General features: G+C 73.3%; 15 protein-coding genes. 13 read left to right on the top strand and 2 right to left on the bottom strand.

Translation table 11 applies throughout. The features are described from left to right. The first annotated feature begins 3 nt into the window (after window positions 1–3). The 7 genes from nadC to IT347_14545 all read left to right on the top strand — a co-directional run bounded on the left by nadC (window position 4) and on the right by IT347_14545 (window position 7,919). Window positions 4–891: a carboxylating nicotinate-nucleotide diphosphorylase gene (gene nadC, locus IT347_14575; GenBank protein ID MCC6350809.1), complete on the top strand. Its 888-nt coding sequence runs from the start codon at window positions 4–6 to the stop codon at window positions 889–891. Further along, the gene (locus IT347_14570; protein ID MCC6350808.1) at window positions 884–1,696 is read left to right on the top strand and encodes a biotin--[acetyl-CoA-carboxylase] ligase; all 813 of its coding nucleotides are present in this window, start codon (window positions 884–886) and stop codon (window positions 1,694–1,696) included. Before nadC ends, IT347_14570 begins: the two co-directional genes overlap by 8 nt. Continuing rightward, complete coding sequence (tatC, locus tag IT347_14565; GenBank protein ID MCC6350807.1) at window positions 1,693–2,520, top strand: twin-arginine translocase subunit TatC; 828 nt, start codon at window positions 1,693–1,695, stop codon at window positions 2,518–2,520. Before IT347_14570 ends, tatC begins: the two co-directional genes overlap by 4 nt. Continuing rightward, window positions 2,517–3,320, top strand: coding sequence for a type III pantothenate kinase (locus IT347_14560; GenBank protein ID MCC6350806.1), 804 nt, complete (start codon window positions 2,517–2,519; stop codon window positions 3,318–3,320). Before tatC ends, IT347_14560 begins: the two co-directional genes overlap by 4 nt. Next, window positions 3,317–4,438 carry a PD40 domain-containing protein gene (locus IT347_14555; GenBank protein MCC6350805.1) on the top strand — a complete coding sequence of 374 codons (1,122 nt, stop codon included), beginning with the start codon at window positions 3,317–3,319 and terminating at the stop codon, window positions 4,436–4,438. Before IT347_14560 ends, IT347_14555 begins: the two co-directional genes overlap by 4 nt. Next, window positions 4,435–6,186: a hypothetical protein gene (locus IT347_14550; protein MCC6350804.1), complete on the top strand. Its 1,752-nt coding sequence runs from the start codon at window positions 4,435–4,437 to the stop codon at window positions 6,184–6,186. The genes IT347_14555 and IT347_14550 overlap by 4 nt, the downstream gene beginning before the upstream one ends. A gap of 92 nt (window positions 6,187–6,278) precedes the next feature. Next, window positions 6,279–7,919 carry a molecular chaperone GroEL gene (locus IT347_14545; GenBank protein MCC6350803.1) on the top strand — a complete coding sequence of 547 codons (1,641 nt, stop codon included), beginning with the start codon at window positions 6,279–6,281 and terminating at the stop codon, window positions 7,917–7,919. 65 nt (window positions 7,920–7,984) lie between these two features. Here the strand turns inward: IT347_14545 and IT347_14540 are convergent, their stop codons facing one another. Next, window positions 7,985–8,740: a hypothetical protein gene (locus IT347_14540; GenBank protein ID MCC6350802.1), complete on the bottom strand. Its 756-nt coding sequence runs from the start codon at window positions 8,738–8,740 to the stop codon at window positions 7,985–7,987. Window positions 8,741–8,744: 4 nt separating this feature from the next. Further along, window positions 8,745–10,199, bottom strand: a complete 1,455-nt coding sequence (locus IT347_14535; protein ID MCC6350801.1) for a hypothetical protein — start codon at window positions 10,197–10,199, stop codon at window positions 8,745–8,747. A 204-nt stretch (window positions 10,200–10,403) separates the two neighbouring features. Between IT347_14535 and dapE the strand changes: the two genes are divergently transcribed. The 6 genes from dapE to folK all read left to right on the top strand — a co-directional run bounded on the left by dapE (window position 10,404) and on the right by folK (window position 14,967). Continuing rightward, entirely contained in the window at window positions 10,404–11,480 is a 1,077-nt protein-coding gene (gene dapE, locus IT347_14530; protein ID MCC6350800.1) for a succinyl-diaminopimelate desuccinylase, read from the top strand. Then, a complete protein-coding gene (locus IT347_14525) occupies window positions 11,481–12,662 on the top strand; it encodes an aminotransferase class I/II-fold pyridoxal phosphate-dependent enzyme (GenBank protein ID MCC6350799.1) in 1,182 nt (393 codons plus the stop codon). A gap of 86 nt (window positions 12,663–12,748) precedes the next feature. Beyond that, complete coding sequence (locus tag IT347_14520; GenBank protein MCC6350798.1) at window positions 12,749–13,528, top strand: 2,3,4,5-tetrahydropyridine-2,6-dicarboxylate N-succinyltransferase; 780 nt, start codon at window positions 12,749–12,751, stop codon at window positions 13,526–13,528. Window positions 13,529–13,532: 4 nt separating this feature from the next. Then, entirely contained in the window at window positions 13,533–13,928 is a 396-nt protein-coding gene (locus IT347_14515) for an MGMT family protein (protein ID MCC6350797.1), read from the top strand. A 188-nt stretch (window positions 13,929–14,116) separates the two neighbouring features. Then, on the top strand, window positions 14,117–14,476 hold the full coding sequence (folB, locus tag IT347_14510) for a dihydroneopterin aldolase (GenBank protein ID MCC6350796.1): 360 nt from the start codon (window positions 14,117–14,119) through the stop codon (window positions 14,474–14,476). Beyond that, window positions 14,473–14,967 (top strand): 2-amino-4-hydroxy-6-hydroxymethyldihydropteridine diphosphokinase, encoded by a 495-nt coding sequence (folK, locus tag IT347_14505; GenBank protein MCC6350795.1) that lies wholly within the window; start codon window positions 14,473–14,475, stop codon window positions 14,965–14,967. The genes folB and folK overlap by 4 nt, the downstream gene beginning before the upstream one ends. Window position 14,968 lies beyond the last annotated feature (1 nt).

Below are 14,968 nucleotides of genomic sequence, written 5' to 3'. Positions count from 1 at the left end.
ACCGTGCTCGAATCGTTCCTGCCGCTCGTCAAGTTCGCCCTGTCCGAGGACGTCGGCACCGGGGACGTCACGACCCTCAACTCGGTCCCGCCCAACGTCGGCGCGCGGGCCGCCATCGTCGCGAAGGAGCCGGGCGTCGTCTCGGGGCTCGAGATCGCGCAGATGACGTTTCGCGAGGTGGACCCGAGCCTCAAGTTCAAGGCGACCACCCGCGACGGGCAATCGGTCCAGGCCGGGGTCGCGCTCGCGCAGGTCTCCGGCTCGGCCGCCGGGATCATGACCGCCGAGCGCACGGCGCTCAACTTCATGATGCGCATGTGCGGCGTCGCCACGCTCACCCGCCGCTACGTGGAGGCGATCTCGGGCACGGGCGCCAAGATCCTCGACACACGCAAGACCACGCCCGGTCTGCGCTTTCTCGAGAAGTACGCGGTCCGCTGTGGCGGCGGCGAGAACCACCGGCTGGCGCTGTGGGACATGTACCTCGTCAAGGACAACCACATTCGCGCCGCGCGCGGCCTGACCGCGGCGATCGAACTCATCCAGCGGACGCGCCGTGATCTGCTGCTCGAGGTCGAGGTCGAGTCCATGGAGCAGCTCCAGGAGGCCCTCCGGCCCGAAGTGGATCGCATCCTGGTGGACAACCAGTCGCCCGCGGCGGTGCGCCGTGCGGTCGAGGCGGTGGACGCCTGGTTCCGGGCGCACCCGCCCGATCACCCGCGCGTACGCCCGGGCGCGCGCCGCTGGCCCGAGGTCGAGGTGAGCGGCGGTCTCACGCTCGAGACCGTGCGTGCGTACGCGGAGACGGGCGCCGACTGGCTCAGCGTCGGCGCGCTCACGCACTCGGCGCCGGCGCTCAACCTGAGCCTGGAGATCGAGGAAGTTGGCTGACGCCCGCTTCGACCGGGCGGCGTTCTCGGCCGCCCTCGCCACCCGGCGGCTGGCCCGGACGCTGCTCGTGCGCGCCGAGACGGGCTCGACCAACGACGACGCCTTCGACGCCGTGTGCGCGGGGGTGCCCGACGGCGTGACGGTGGTGGCCGACGCGCAGGCGCGCGGCCGCGGCCGCGCCGGCCGCGCGTGGACGCACGCGCCGGGACTCGGCCTGGCGATGTCGTTCGCGCTTCATCCGGGCTGCGACGCACGCCAGGCCGCCGTCGTCCCGCTCGCCGCCGGCCTGGCGGTGGCGCGCGCGGCCGGCGCGCTGGGCGTACGGGCCGCGATCAAGTGGCCGAACGACGTGCTCGCGCGCGGACGCAAGCTGGCCGGGGTGCTGTGCGAGCTGCGGCGCGCGCCCGCGGGCGGCGAGGTGGTCGTGGTGGGCGTCGGCGTCAACGTGCGGCAGCGCGCCGGGGACTTCCCGCCCGAACTGCGCGGCACGGCCACGTCCTTCGCGCTCGAAGGCTCGGACGCTTCCGTCGAGGCCGTCGCGGCGCGCGTCGCGGACGAGTTCGAACCGTTGTGGACGACGCTTCAGGAAGGCGACCGTTCGGAGGTGCTCGACGCCTGGAGCGAACGGGCGGCGTTCTGGGGCGAGACGGTCACGGTGAACGCGCCCGGCGGCGCGATCACCGGCGTGGCGCAGCGCCTCGACTGCGACGGAGCGCTGGTGCTGCGGCTCGAAAGCGGCGTCGAGGCGGTCGTCGTGGCGGGCGACGTCGAGCCGGCGGGCCCGGCGGCGGAGCGCCCGCGATGACGGACAACCCCCATCTCGATCCGCGGCGCGAGCGCGAGTTCAGGCCCGACGACGAGTGGCACGATCCGCGCGTGAGCGGCGACATGCCGTTCCTCGCGCATCTCGAGGAGCTGCGCAAGGTGCTGCAGCAGAGCCTCGCCGCGGTGCTCGCCGGCGCGCTCGGGGGCTGGTGGCTCGCTCCGCGCCTGCTCTCCGATCTCATCCACCGGACCGTCGGGAGCACGGTCGTGATGTCGCCGTTCGAGGCCTTCAACGAGCGGCTCAAGCTGTCGGCGCTGATCGGCGTGGCGCTCGCCCTGCCGATCGTGGCCTGGCGGCTCTGGTCGTTCGTGGTGCCGGGGCTGCTGCGGCAGGAGCGTAAGTGGGTGGTTCCGCTCGCGGCCGGTTCGTGCCTGCTGTTCGGACTCGGCGCCGCCGCCGCGTACCTGTACGTCGTGCCGCTCGTGATCGACGTGCTGAGATCGTTCCTCACCGACGGCATGGTCACGCAGATCCGGCTCTCGCTTCTCCTGGAGTTCTTCTACAACATGGTCGTGGCCTGCGGACTGCTGGCGCAGCTGCCCATGGTGACCATGCTGCTCACCGGGATCGGCCTGGTGACGCCGATGTTCCTGCTGCGGCAGTGGCGCGTCGCGATCGTGGTCATCTTCGTGGTCACCGCGGCGATCACGCCGGGGGACATCGTCAGCGCCCAGCTGGTGATGGGGCTGCCGATGGCGGGTCTTTATTTCGTGAGCGTCGGCTTGTCGTTCTTCGTCGCCCGCCGCAAGGCGGAATCCGAGGCCGCGGTGCTCGGCGATCTCGGGCAAGGAGGCCATCCATGAAGGTGCGTCGCGGCCGCGCGGCGAGGCCCGCGAGCCGTGCAGCGGCGCGGGCGTCGCTGCTCGCGGTGGACGTGGGCAACAGCGAGACCACGGTCGGGCGCTTCGTCGGCCGGGAACTCGCGGGCTTCTGGCGCCTGACGAGCGGCCGGCACACCGCCGACGAACTGCGCTACGTGCTCGAGGCGCTGCTCAAGACGCCGGCGGCCGGCTGGGGTTCGATCGTGTGCTCGGTCGTGCCCGCGCTGACCGTGCCGTGGCGCGAGGCGCTGCGCGCGGTCACCGGCAGGCCGCCCGTCGAGGTGACGGCGGAGGCGACGAAACTGCCCGTGCAGGTTCCCGATCCGGCCTCGGTCGGAGCCGACCGGATCGCCAACGCCTACGCGGTTCGGGCGCTGTACGGGACGCCGGCGATCGTCGTGGACCTCGGCACCGCGACGACGCTCGACTGCGTCTCGAAAGCGGGGGCGTACGTGGGCGGGGTGATCGCGCCGGGAGTGGTCACGGCCTCCGAGGAGTTGTTCCGCCGCGCCGCGCGCCTGGCGCGCGTGGACCTGCGGCGGCCCGAACGCGCGCTCGGCCGGACGACGGAGGAGTGCCTGCGGATCGGCGTGCTGTGGGGCAACGCGGGTCTGGTGGACTCACTGGTGAGGCGCGTGCGCGCCGAACTCGGCGGGCGGCCGAAGGTGGTCGCCACCGGCGGACTCGCCACGGTGCTCGCTCCCGAGTGCGAAACGGTGGACCTGGTGGACGAGACGTTGACCCTGAAAGGCATGAGGCTGCTGTGGGAGGAGCTTGCGTGAAGCACGAACGGAAGAACTCGAGGAAAGGATCCCCGCTCCACCTGCTGACCGCCGCGGTCCTCGCGGCGGCGACGTTCGGCGCGACCGGCGCGGCGAAGAAGCCGGCGTTCCGGCCCGTGCCGCCGACGGCCGTCGCGCGGGACTCGCTGATCCGCCCCGGCGAGACGCGCTTCGCGCACCTGTGGCAGCTCACCTTCGGAGGCCAGAACGCCGAGGCCTACTGGAGCGCCGACGGCACGAAGCTGACGTTCCAGGCCATGGTCGGCGACGCGCGCTGCGACCAGCAATTCGTGTACGACCTCGCCAGCGGAACGGTGAGCCGGATCAGCAACGGCAAGGGCCGCACGACCTGCGGCTACTTCTACGATCACGACCGGCGCATCCTGTTCGCGAGCACGCACGCTTCGGGCGACGACTGCCCGCCGAACCCGGACATGAGCCACGGCTACATCTGGGCGATCTATCCGAGCTACGACATCTGGTCGGTGAAGCCCGACGGCAGCGACCTGAAGCCGCTCGTGCAGCACCCCGGCTACGACGCCGAAGGCACCGTGTCCACGGACGGCCGCTGGCTGGTGTTCACGTCCAAGCGCGACGGCGACGTGGACCTCTACAAGATGCGGCTGGACGGCGGCGGACTGCAGCGGCTCACCGACCGCGTCGGCTACGACGGCGGCGCGTTCTTCTCGCACGACGGCCGGCGCATCGTCTGGCGCACGGACCGCGCGACGGACACGGCGTCGGTGAACCAGTTCCGCCGCCTGCTCGAGATCGACCTCGTCAAGCCGAGCCAGATGGACATCTGGGTGATGAACGCCGACGGCAGCGGGCAGCGCCAGCTCACCGACAAGCCGGGCGCCTCGTTCGCTCCCTACTTCACACCCGACGACCGCCAGATCCTCTACTCCTCGAACTGGGAAAACCCGCGGGGCCGCAACTTCGACCTCTACCTGGTGGACGCCGCGAAGGGCGGCGAGCCCGTGCCGGTCACGCGCGACCCGGACTTCGACGGCTTCCCGATGTTCAGCCCCGACGGCCGCTGGCTCGTCTTCTGTTCGAACCGCGGCGGCAGCGTGCCGGGCGAGACCAACCTCTATCTCGCGGAGTGGAAGCGGTGATTCGCGGCGGGCGCTCCGCGAGGCGATCGCGCGGCGCGCCCGGCTCCCGTCCGGCTCCGCCCGCGGCGGGCGGTCCGGCGCTCGAGACCCCGCTCGCGGCGCTGGTGGCCGCGCTCGCGCTCGCGTGGCGATACCGCGACGCGTTCCGCTTGCCGTTCCTCAACGACGACTACGTGTTCCTCGACGCGACCGCGCACCGCCCGTTCGCGTCGTTGTGGGGGTTCGACCGGCTGTTCTTCCATTGGTGGCGGCCGTGGTCGCGGGAGTGGCACTACTGGCTCCTGCAGCGCCTGGGCGGTCCGAGCGAGCCACTGTTTCACCTCGCGAACCTGCTGTTGGCGTTCCTCGCGCTCGCGCTCTTCCACGATCTCGCGCGTTCGCTGCTCGGCCGTGCCCGCGCCGCGTTCGCGCTCGCGGCGGCGGCCGCCATGTCGGCGTGGGCGCTGCCGCTGCTGTGGTCGGCCGGCTCGCAGGACCTGTGGATGATCGTCTGGTCGCTCGCGGCACTCGCCGCGTGGCGCCGGGGACGCCGCGCGCCGGCGTTCGCGGCCTACGCGCTGGCGCTCGCCAGCAAGGAGACGGCGGCTCCGCTGCCGCTGCTGTTCGTCGCCTGGGACGCGTGGATCGCGCGCCGCGACCCGGTGGTGGCGTTCGCGCGCGCCCTGCCGGCGGCGCTCATCGCCGTGCCGTGGGCGCTCGCCCACCCGCACCTGGGCGGCCGCTGGCTGCGGCATGTCGAGATCGGGCCGGTGCCCGCGTCGCTCCAGCTCTCGGGACCGCTGGCGCTCGGCCGCAGCGCGCTCGCGCTGACGAGCGCGGATGCGCGGCTCGCGCCCGAGGGCGGCTGGGGCGCGGCGCTGCTGGGCGCGCTGCCCGCGGCGCTGCTGCTTTCCGGCCTGGTTCTCGCGGCCGCCGTGTTCGCCGACCGCCGCGAAGCCGCACGCCGCGGGGCGCTGCCGTTCGGCCTCGCGTGGTGCGCGTGCGGCTGGCTGCCGTTGCTGCTGCCCGGCCTCGGCTGGCATGCCTACTACGGACTGTTCGGCGCCCTCGGAGCGTGGCTCGCGATCGCGACGCTGGTGCGGCCGGACGCGCTCGCGGTGGCCGCGATCGCCGTCTTCAGCTTCGCCGCCTCGGCGCGCGACGCGACGCCCTCGGCCGACTGGGGGGACGCGTCCTACCAGCGTCGGGCCGGCGCGCTGCTCGGCACGCTGCGAGGCCGGTTGCTCGCGATCGCGCCGCACCCGGAGCCGCACACGCGCTTCTGGTTCGTGTCGCTGCCGAACAACATCGGTTTCCTGCAGGGGGACGGACCGGCGCTGCGGACCTGGTACGGCGATCCGACGCTGCGCGCCGGATTCTTCAGCGCCTGGCGGCCCGCGCCCGAGGGCGCCCCCGGGAAGGATCGCTTCTTCAAGTGGCGGGAGGGAGCGGGCTGGACCGAACTGGTGCCCGGTCCCGAGAACGCCGCCGCCGCGATGGCCGCGAACCCGCTCTGGGGCGCCGACCACATGGCGCTCGCGCGCACGTTCGCCGACGCGGGGGCGTGGAAGGAGGCGGCGCGGGAGTTCGAGAAGGTCGCCACGGCCCTCCCGCGGGACGCCGAGCCCGCCTACAACGCGGCCGTGAGTCGCGCCAGCCTGGGCGATTCGCTCGCAATGGCGCGCTGGCTGGCGGAGGCCCGGCGCCGGCCGGTGGTGAGCGAACGGCTGCGAGCCGCCGCTCGCGAGGCGGGGCTCACCTACTGGTAGGCGCGAGAGCGGCCTCGCGCGCGGGTTCGAGGCGGCCGATACCCGGGAGGCAGCCGTGCGGCCATGGAGGCCGCCGGACGGGAGGGACGCCCATGCCCAAGCGCGTCCGGTTCGACGACGCCGCTCGCGACGCGCTGTGGCGCGGCGTGGACCAGCTCGCGAGCGCCGTGCGCATCACGCTCGGTCCGCGCGGCCGCAGCGTCGTGCTCACGCACCGGCATGCCGGCCCGACGATCACCCGCGACGGTCTGGCGGTGGCGCAGGAAGTCGAGCTGCCCGATCCGTTCGAGAACATCGGCGTCCAGATGCTGCGTGAAGCGGCGCAGCAGGCGGGGCAGGCGGCGGGCGACGGCACCTCGACCGCGACCGTGCTCGCGCACGCGATGATCGGAGCGGGCATGCGTGCCGTCCACGCCGGCTGCAATCCGGTGGCGCTGAACCGCGGGCTCGACCTCGCCGCCCAGGAAGCGCTGCGGGCGCTGCGGGCGATCGCGCGGCCGGTCGGCGGGCACCACGACCTCGAGCGCGTCGCGCGCATCGCCGCCGGCGACCGCGTGCTCGGCGAGCTGATCGCGCACGCGCTCGAGCGGGTCGGCCGCGCCGGCGTCGTGACCGTCGAGGACGGCCGCGGCACCGACACGACGCTCGACGTGGTCGAGGGGGCGCGCCTCGAGGGCGGCCTGGCGTCGCCCTACTTCATCACCGACACCGAAACGATGGAGGCCTCGCTCGAACATCCGCTGGTCGCGCTGTTCGACGGGGCGCTCGAGCAGGCGGGCGACGTCGTTCCCGCGCTCGAGCACGCCGCCCGCCTGTCGCGGCCGTTGCTGCTGCTGTGCGGCGAGCTGTCGGACGAGGCGCTGGCGGTGATGGTGGTCAACCGGCTGCGGGGCCGCGTGCCGACCGTGGGCGTCAAGCTGCCGGGCATCGCGGCGCACCGGCGGGAGGCGCTGGAGGACGTCGCGCTCCTCACCGGCGGAACGGTCGTGGGCCCGGAAATGGGACGCGCCGCCGCGCACTTCGAGCCGGGCTGGTTCGGACGGGCGCGGCACGCGACCGCGTCGCTCGAGCAGCTCACGCTCCTGCAGGGCGGAGGCCGCAGCGCGGATCTCGCCGGGCGCGTTCTGGCGCTGGACCGCGAACTGGCGGCCTGCCGGCACGAGGGCGAGCGTGCTCGCCTGCGCGCGCGCCTGGTCCGCCTCGGCGGCGGTGTCGCCGTGATCCGCGCCGGCGCGGTGACCGACGTCGAGCGCGCCACGCGTCGCGCGCAACTCGAGGACGCGCTGGCGGCCACGCGCTCGGCGGTCGAGGAGGGCGTGGTGCCGGGAGGCGGCGTGGCGCTGCTGCACGCCGCGCGCGCGGTGCGCCGCCTGGACCTGGGAGCGGCGCGCAACTCCGGGCGCGACGTGCTGCTCGCCGGGCTCGAAGCGCCGGCGCGGCAGATCGGCGAGAACGCGGGCGAGAACGGCGCCGAGTTCCTCGAGCGCCTGCGCGCCGGCGAGGGCGCCTACGGTTACAACGCGCGCTCGGGTCGGTGGGGGGACCTGATCGAGCAGGGCATCGTGGACCCCGCCAAGGTCACGCGCTGCGCGCTGCAGTCGGCGGTGAGCGTCGCGGGGCTCATGCTCACCACGGAGGCGCTGGTGGTGGACGACGGCGCTCCCGCGGGCGACGCCGGCGGCGAAGGCGGCGGCGGGGATCCAGGCGACGACGCGGGCGATGACGCGGCCTGAGCGCCGGCGTCAGAGGACGCAGGAACAACAGCTTGTGGACATGACCTCACACGGATTCGAAGCGCCTACGGTCGCCCGATCGGGCGCCGTGACCCGAACTCGACCGGCGTTTCGAGGAGCCGGCCGTCCGCGAGACGCAGCGGGCCGGCGGCCTCGTGGCGCACCACCGCGAGCGCCGTCCATCCGCCCTCCGGCAATGGCGCGGCACTGGTGAGCACGCCCGCAGGGCCGCCGTTTCCACCGCCTTCCGCCCGCAATCCCTGCGGAGCCGCGGGAGCGGCGCCCTCGCCGGCGAAGCGGACCAGGCGGCGGCGGACGCTGCCGTAGGTGACCAGCCGCTGCAGCGCCTCCTGGCCGGTGTAGCAGCCTTTCGCGAGGTGCACTTCGTGCGCGAGGTTCACCTCGTAGGGATTGAAGTCCGCGGTGATCTCCGCGCCGTGCCGCGGCAGGCCGAGCGCGATGCGCCGGTGTTCCTCCAGCGGCCCGCCCCACTCGACGCCCGCGAGCCGCCAGTCGAAATCCGCTTCGCGGTCCTCGATCGCGACGTCCTCGCGGAAGACGAAGCCGTCCAGGAACGCCGCGAGCGCCTCGCCGCCGGCGTCGCCACGCGCCAGCCAGAGTGCGCCCCCGGGCGCGTGCACGACGTGCACGCGGTGCAGCAGCCGGCCCCGGAAGTCGCAGAACAGCGTCGCGCGCGCCTCCCCCTGAGGCAGGTCGAGCAGGGCGTTCGTCGAGAGGCGGTGGAGCAGGGAGAGCGCGTCGCGGCCCACGAGCCGCAATGCGGTGCGCGATCCGGCGACGGCGGGCATGGTGCGCGTCACGGCCTCAGTGCATCGCCATCTTGGGCTTCGGCGGCAGCGGCGGCAGGTTCGCGGGAGCCCGATGGAGGATGTGCGGCTGGTAGACGTCGAACGTGAACGCCGGACTGCTCGTGTCGTCGTGGCAGCGCCGGCAGGTCGCCTCGGTGAGTTTCGCGGCCGGACGCGTGGCGTCGTGCTGCGTGCCCATGCCGTGGCAGCTCTCGCACTGCACGTTCGCCAGGCGGGGCGCGTCGTCGTCGGTCTGGAACCCGCCCGGCTGGCGGAAGCCGAGCACGTGGCAACGCACGCAGTCCGTGCGGGCTTCGGCGTGCTGTTCGACCAGCGTGGCCCACGCGCGCGCATGCGCGGTCGTCTTCCATTGCGCCAGTTCGGCGCCGTGACAGCGCCCGCAGACTTCGGCGCCGAGGTAGCGGTCGCGCGGTTCGTCGTCGTCGCCGCCCTCGCCCGCGACCGCGCGCAACGCCTCCTGGCGCTCGCGCTGCTTCAGCTCCTCGTTGAAGGCGGTCTCGAAGGTGCGCACGCGCGACAGCATCGCCGGCTCCTCGCGCCGCTCGGGGCCGAGCATCACGGTTTCGGCCCCGACCGCCGTCGCGCGACCCGCGGCATCGAGGGGGATCGTCGCGAGGCCGGCGTACTGGCTCTGCTCGCCGCCGTAGACGACGACCGCGCCGCCCACGCGCCGGCCCTCGGGAAAGAGCGGAATCTTGTGTCCCGCGATGACGAGGGTGATGCCGGGAATCGAGTTGGCCACTTCCTCGGAGTCGATCTTGCCGAGATCCGAGAGCAGCACCACGACCGTGGCGCCCCGCTCCCGCAGCGCCGCGACCGTGCGATACGCCGACTCCAGCGGATCGGCGACACGCAGGGAATCGCGCGAGGGCCCGAGGTCGGCCGAGGGGGCGAGCAGCGCGAAGAAGCCGACCTTCGCGCGCCCGACGGTCTTCAGCAGGAACGGCGGGAACACCGGCCTGCCGGTCGTGGCGTCGAGCAGGTTCGCGCACGTGACGGGGAGCTTCGTGCGCGCGAGACCGGCGCGCAGGAAGCCGAGGCCGTAGCGCAGGTCGCTCTCGCCGACGCCCGCGGCGTCCGTGCCCAGGCTCATCATGGACTCCAGCATGAACACGGCGGCCGCTTCGTAGTCGGCTTCCTCGGGGAAGTAGCCGCCCGTATCCACCACGATCAGGTTGGGGTTCGTGGCGCGCACGCTGTCGGCGAGCGCGGCGCGGCGGGCGAGCCCGCCCTTGGGCGTGTGGCATCCGCACGGGCTGCTCTTGCCCTTGACGTCGGAGGTGGAGAGCACGATGAGCGGCGCGGCGGCGGCCGACGGGCGCGCGAGCGCGTCGGCGGGAGCGGACGGGCGCGGCGACGGGACCGGGCCCGAAGCGGTCGCGGAGGAGGCGCGCACCGGCGGCTCGAGCGCGAACGCGATCAGCAGCGCCGCGCCCAGCAGCGCGATCACGCGTGCGCGCGGTGAGGAAGAGGTCCGGAACGCCGGGGGCGGAGTCATGGCCCGCAAGTGTGGCCGAGCGGCCGCACGGCGCGCAAGCGTTTCGCCCCTCACTTGACGTGGGCGAAACGCCCCGGGCGGCCGCGCTCGCGCGCGCCGCGCGGGCGGTGCTACCTTGCCCGCGATCCTTTCCCTTCCCGACGAGGAGTTGCCCGCGTGCCGCCCGTGATGACCGCCGATGCAATCGCCGAGAAGCTCGCCGCGCTCGTGGACATCCCGAGCGTCACCGGAAACGAGGCCGCGATCGCGGCGTTCGTCGAAAACCGCCTGCGCGAGCGCGGCACCGGCGAGGTCACGCGCTCGGGCAACGGCGTTCTGTGGCGCGCGCCGGCGCGCGGCCGGCCGCTCGTCACGCTGGTCGGCCACCTCGACACCGTGCCGCCGCAGGGCAACGAACGCTCGCGGAGGGAGGGGGACCGGCTGTACGGGCTCGGAACGAGCGACATGAAGGCGGGCGTCGCGGTGATGCAGGCGCTGGTCGAGTCGCTCGACCCGGAGGCGCTGCGCTTCGATCTCGCGTGCGTCTTCTACGACGCCGAGGAAGGCCCGGCGACGGGCAACGGGCTCGGCCGGATGCTGCCCGAGAACCCGTGGCTGAAGGACGCGGCGGCCGCGATCGTCCTCGAGCCGACCGACCTCAACGTCGAAATGGGATGCAACGGCATCCTGAACGTCGAGGTGCGCGTGCCGGGCGTCTCGGCGCATTCGGCGCGACCCTGGCTCGGCCGCAACGCGGTGGGTGAGGGCGCGGCGTGGCTGTCCGAAATCGTGCGCTACCCGGTGACCCCGGTCGAGATCCAGGGCCTCGAGTACCGCCGGACGCTGCAGGTGACGACCGTGCGGGCGGGCCGCGCGCGCAACGTGGTTCCCGACGAGATGGTCGTGAACCTGAACCACCGCTTCACGCCCGACACGACGATCGAGCAGGCGACCGCGGCCCTTCGCCGGCTCGTACCCGAGACCTTCGGTTTCGAGGTCGTGGATGCGGCGGCGCCCGGCCGCGTCGCGCTCGACCAGCCGGTCGTGAGCGAGTTCGTGCGCCGCGCCGGCGCGAAGGTCGCGGGCAAGCAGGGCTGGACCGACGTCGCACGCTTTTCCGCCGCGGGCATTCCCGCCTTCAACTACGGCCCCGGCCTGGCGGAGCTCTGCCACCGTGCCGACGAGCATTGCCCCATCGCGAACCTCGGCGTGGCGTTCGACACGCTCGCCCGGTTCCTGGCCCGGGAGGACTAGATGAGCGCCGCGCCCGCGAGGACCGCCGCCACCCCCGCCCCGCTGCACCCGCTGCTGACCGGTGGCGGGGAGTACCCGTTCGTGAAGCTCGAACGCCGGCGCCGCGAGCTTCAGCCGGCGAATCTGACGACCATCAACTTCGGCATGGGCGACCCTCGCGAGGAGACGCCGTCGTTCATCCGCGAGGCGATGATCGCGCACGTGCCGGCCGTCTCCAGCTATCCGGCGACGACCGGACGGCCGGATCTGCGCGCCGCCTGCGCCCGGTGGCTCGCGCGGCGCTACGGCGTGAGCGCGGACCCGGAAGTCCACGTGCTGCCGGCGAACGGGCTCAAGGAGGCGGTCTTCAATCTTGCGTTCGCGTTCGTGGACCCCGCCGCCGCGAAGCGCACCGTGGTGATCCCGACGCCGGCGTATCCGGTCTACGAAGCGGGCGCGCGGTTCGCGGGGGCGGAGGTGCACTTCACGCCGCTGCGCTCGCAGGACGGCTGGAGGTTCAATCCCGCGAACGTACCCGCCGAGGTCTGGCGGCGCACGGCCCTGCTGTGGCTCAACTCGCCGCACAACCCGACCGGCTCCGTGCTCACGCGCGAAGAGGGCGCGGCGATCGTCACACTCGCGCGCCGGCACGGCTTCTGGGTGGCGAGCGACGAGGCCTACGGGGACCTCTACTTCGAAGCCGGCCCGCCGCCCACGCTGCTCGAGCATGGATTCGAGAACGTCCTCGCCCTGTACACGCTCAGCAAGCGCAGCGCGATGACCGGCTATCGCTCCGGCTTCCTCGCCGGCGATCCGCGGGCGATGGACGCGCTGCGCCGGTTCCGCCCCAACGTCGGCGCGGCCACCCCCGACTTCATCCAGGACGCGGCGATCGCGGCGTGGAACGACGACGCGCACACCGGCGAGCAGCGCGCGAAGTACGCGGCCAAGCGCGAGCTGTTCGTCTCCGAGTTCGCGCGCCGCGGCTGGCGGACGGAAGCGAGCGAGGCCACCTTCTACCTGTGGATGCGCGTGCCGGGGGGCGACGACGAGGCCTTTTGCGAATCGTTGCTCGCGCGCGGCATCGTCGTCACACCGGGTTCCTATCTCGGCGCGGGCGGGGAGGGTTTCGTGCGCTGGGCGCTGGTCCCGACGCTCGCCCGGTGCCACGAGGCGATCGAGCGCATGCGGGCGCTGCCGTGAGCGGTGCCGCGAAGGCGACGGGCGGGGTCTCCGGAGTCCCGCTCGACCGCTGGCAGGACACCGTCGCGCGCGGCTGGGCCGGAGAACTGACGCTCGACTCGGCCGAGTTGCGCGGCGCGGTCGAAGGCACGATCGCGGCGCTGGACGCCGGCGACGTTCGCGTCGCCTCGCCACCGGTCGCGCCCGGCGACGAGTGGACGACGCACGCCTGGATCAAGCAGGCGATCCTCCTTTACTTCCGCCTGCGCGTCTCCGAGCCGCTGCATGCGGGCGACCTCGAGTTCTTCGACAAGCTGCCCATCAAGCGGAACCTGGAGGGCGCCGGCGTGCGGGTGGTGCCGCCGGGAGTCGCCCGTTACGGAAGCTTCCTCGAGCGCGGCGTCATCCTCATGCCGGGTTACGTCAACATCGGCGCCCGCGTGGGCGAGGGCACGATGGTGGACACGTGGGCCACCGTCGGCTCGTGCGCGCAGGTGGGCGCTCGCGTACACCTCTCCGGCGGCGTCGGCCTCGGCGGCGTGCTCGAGCCTCCGCAGGCGGCGCCGGTGGTGATCGAGGACGACGCATTCATCGGCTCGCGGGCGATCGTCGTCGAGGGCGTGCGCGTGCGGGCCGGCGCGGTGCTCGGCGCCGGCGTCGTGCTGACCGCCTCGACCCCGATCGTGGACGTGCGTGGCGGCGAGCCGGTGGAACTGCGCGGCGTCGTGCCGGAGCGCGCGGTGGTGATTCCGGGAAGCCGTCCGCGGCAGTTTCCGGCCGGCGCCTACGGCACCCCGTGCGCGCTGGTGATCGGCACCCGCCACGAGGGAACGGACCGCAAGACGAGCCTGAACGAAGCGCTGCGAGAGTTCGGCGTTCCGGTCTGACGTCATGCCGCGCCGCGAACGGACGGGTGAGACGCGCCGGGACGGGGCTCCGGGCACTTCCTACGCACGCATCTATCGCGTCGTCCGGCGCATCCCGCGAGGCCAGGTGGCGACCTACGGGCAGGTGGCGGATCTGGCCGGCATGCACGGCTCGGCGCGGCTGGTCGGCTACGCGCTGCACGCCTCGAGGGACCGCGACGGACTGCCCTGGCACCGCGTGCTTGCGGCGGGGGGCAGGCTGTCGCTGATCAAGCTCGACCCGCACGCGGCGATGACCCAGCGGATCCGGCTCGAACACGAGGGGGTTCGCTTCACCGCGCGGGGGACTGTGGACATGGTCGCGTTCCAGTGGAGGCAGGGGCGTCGGCATCCCTCCGGGCGGCGCATCCGGGCGCACTGAGGCCGCGGGCGACGGCGGGATCACGACCACGCGCGCGTCCAGGCGCGCCCGGCCGCGTGCCCGAGTCGCCGGGAAGCGCCGCGGCCTCGCCGCGGCCCTTGACCCTGCTCCGAGCGCGCTCCTATCCTCGCCGCGCGAATCGCGCACGGCGGAGGTCCGCGGCGCTCATCCTTTTCGGAGGCAAGGTCTTGGCGACCATCCGGCTCGAAGGGCTGTCGGTGTTCGGGCACCACGGCGCCCGCCCCTACGAAAAGGAGGCGGGGCAGCGTCTCGAGGTGGACCTCGTCCTCGAACCGCTCAGCGCCGCCTCGGAGACGAGCGACCGCCTTTCGGACACCATTGACTACGACCTGCTGTACCAGCAGGTCCGCGAAGTCGTCGAGGGCAGGAGCTTCCACCTGCTCGAAACGCTGGCCCGCACCACGGCGGACTCGATCCTCGAGAAGTTTCCGATCCGCAGCGCCACCGTACGGATCTCGAAGCAGAACCTCGGCTGGACGACGGGCGGGCGGGCGGTGATCGAGGTGACGCGGGAGAAGGCGCGATGAGGGCGTTCCTCGGCCTGGGCTCGAACCTCGGCGACCGCGAGGGCGCCATTCGCGCGGCGCTCGAGGCGATCGCCGACCTGCCCGAGACCGACCTGATCCGCGTCTCGTCGCTCTACGACACCGAACCGGCGGGCGACGTGGACCAGCCCAACTTCCTCAACGCGGCGGCGCTGGTGGACACCGAGCTGACCGCACGCCAGCTGCTCTGGAACCTGATGCTGGTCGAGAAGCGCCTCGGCCGTGTGCGCACCCAGCACTGGGGGCCGCGCACGATCGACCTCGACCTGCTGCTCTACGGCGAGGAGATCCTCGAGGAGCCGGACCTGCGGGTGCCGCACCCGGAGATCCTTCGTCGCTCGTTCGTGCTCGTGCCGCTCATCGAGCTCGAACCGCGCCTCGTCCACCCGGGAACGGGCGAGACCCTGGCGGCGCACCTGAACCGGCTGGGGGCCCGACCGCTCGTCAAGCGGGGAACGCTCCACTGGAAATGAT

It is taken from the genome of Candidatus Eisenbacteria bacterium (genome assembly GCA_020847735.1).
GTDB lineage: Bacteria > Eisenbacteria > RBG-16-71-46 > RBG-16-71-46 > RBG-16-71-46 > CAIXRL01.
The sequence above is the reverse complement of the archived record's forward strand: the minus strand, read 5'-3'. Positions and strand labels throughout refer to the sequence as shown.

What these genes read in the sequence shown, in the direction of transcription:
- tatC (MCC6350807.1), top strand. Translation starts at nt 1,693, where the DNA reads ATGACGGACAACCCCCATCTCGATCCGCGGCGCGAGCGCGAGTTCAGG.
- IT347_14560 (MCC6350806.1), top strand. Translation starts at nt 2,517, where the DNA reads ATGAAGGTGCGTCGCGGCCGCGCGGCGAGGCCCGCGAGCCGTGCAGCG.
- IT347_14545 (MCC6350803.1), top strand. Translation starts at nt 6,279, where the DNA reads ATGCCCAAGCGCGTCCGGTTCGACGACGCCGCTCGCGACGCGCTGTGG.
- IT347_14525 (MCC6350799.1), top strand. Translation starts at nt 11,481, where the DNA reads ATGAGCGCCGCGCCCGCGAGGACCGCCGCCACCCCCGCCCCGCTGCAC.
- IT347_14515 (MCC6350797.1), top strand. Translation starts at nt 13,533, where the DNA reads ATGCCGCGCCGCGAACGGACGGGTGAGACGCGCCGGGACGGGGCTCCG.
- folK (MCC6350795.1), top strand. Translation starts at nt 14,473, where the DNA reads ATGAGGGCGTTCCTCGGCCTGGGCTCGAACCTCGGCGACCGCGAGGGC.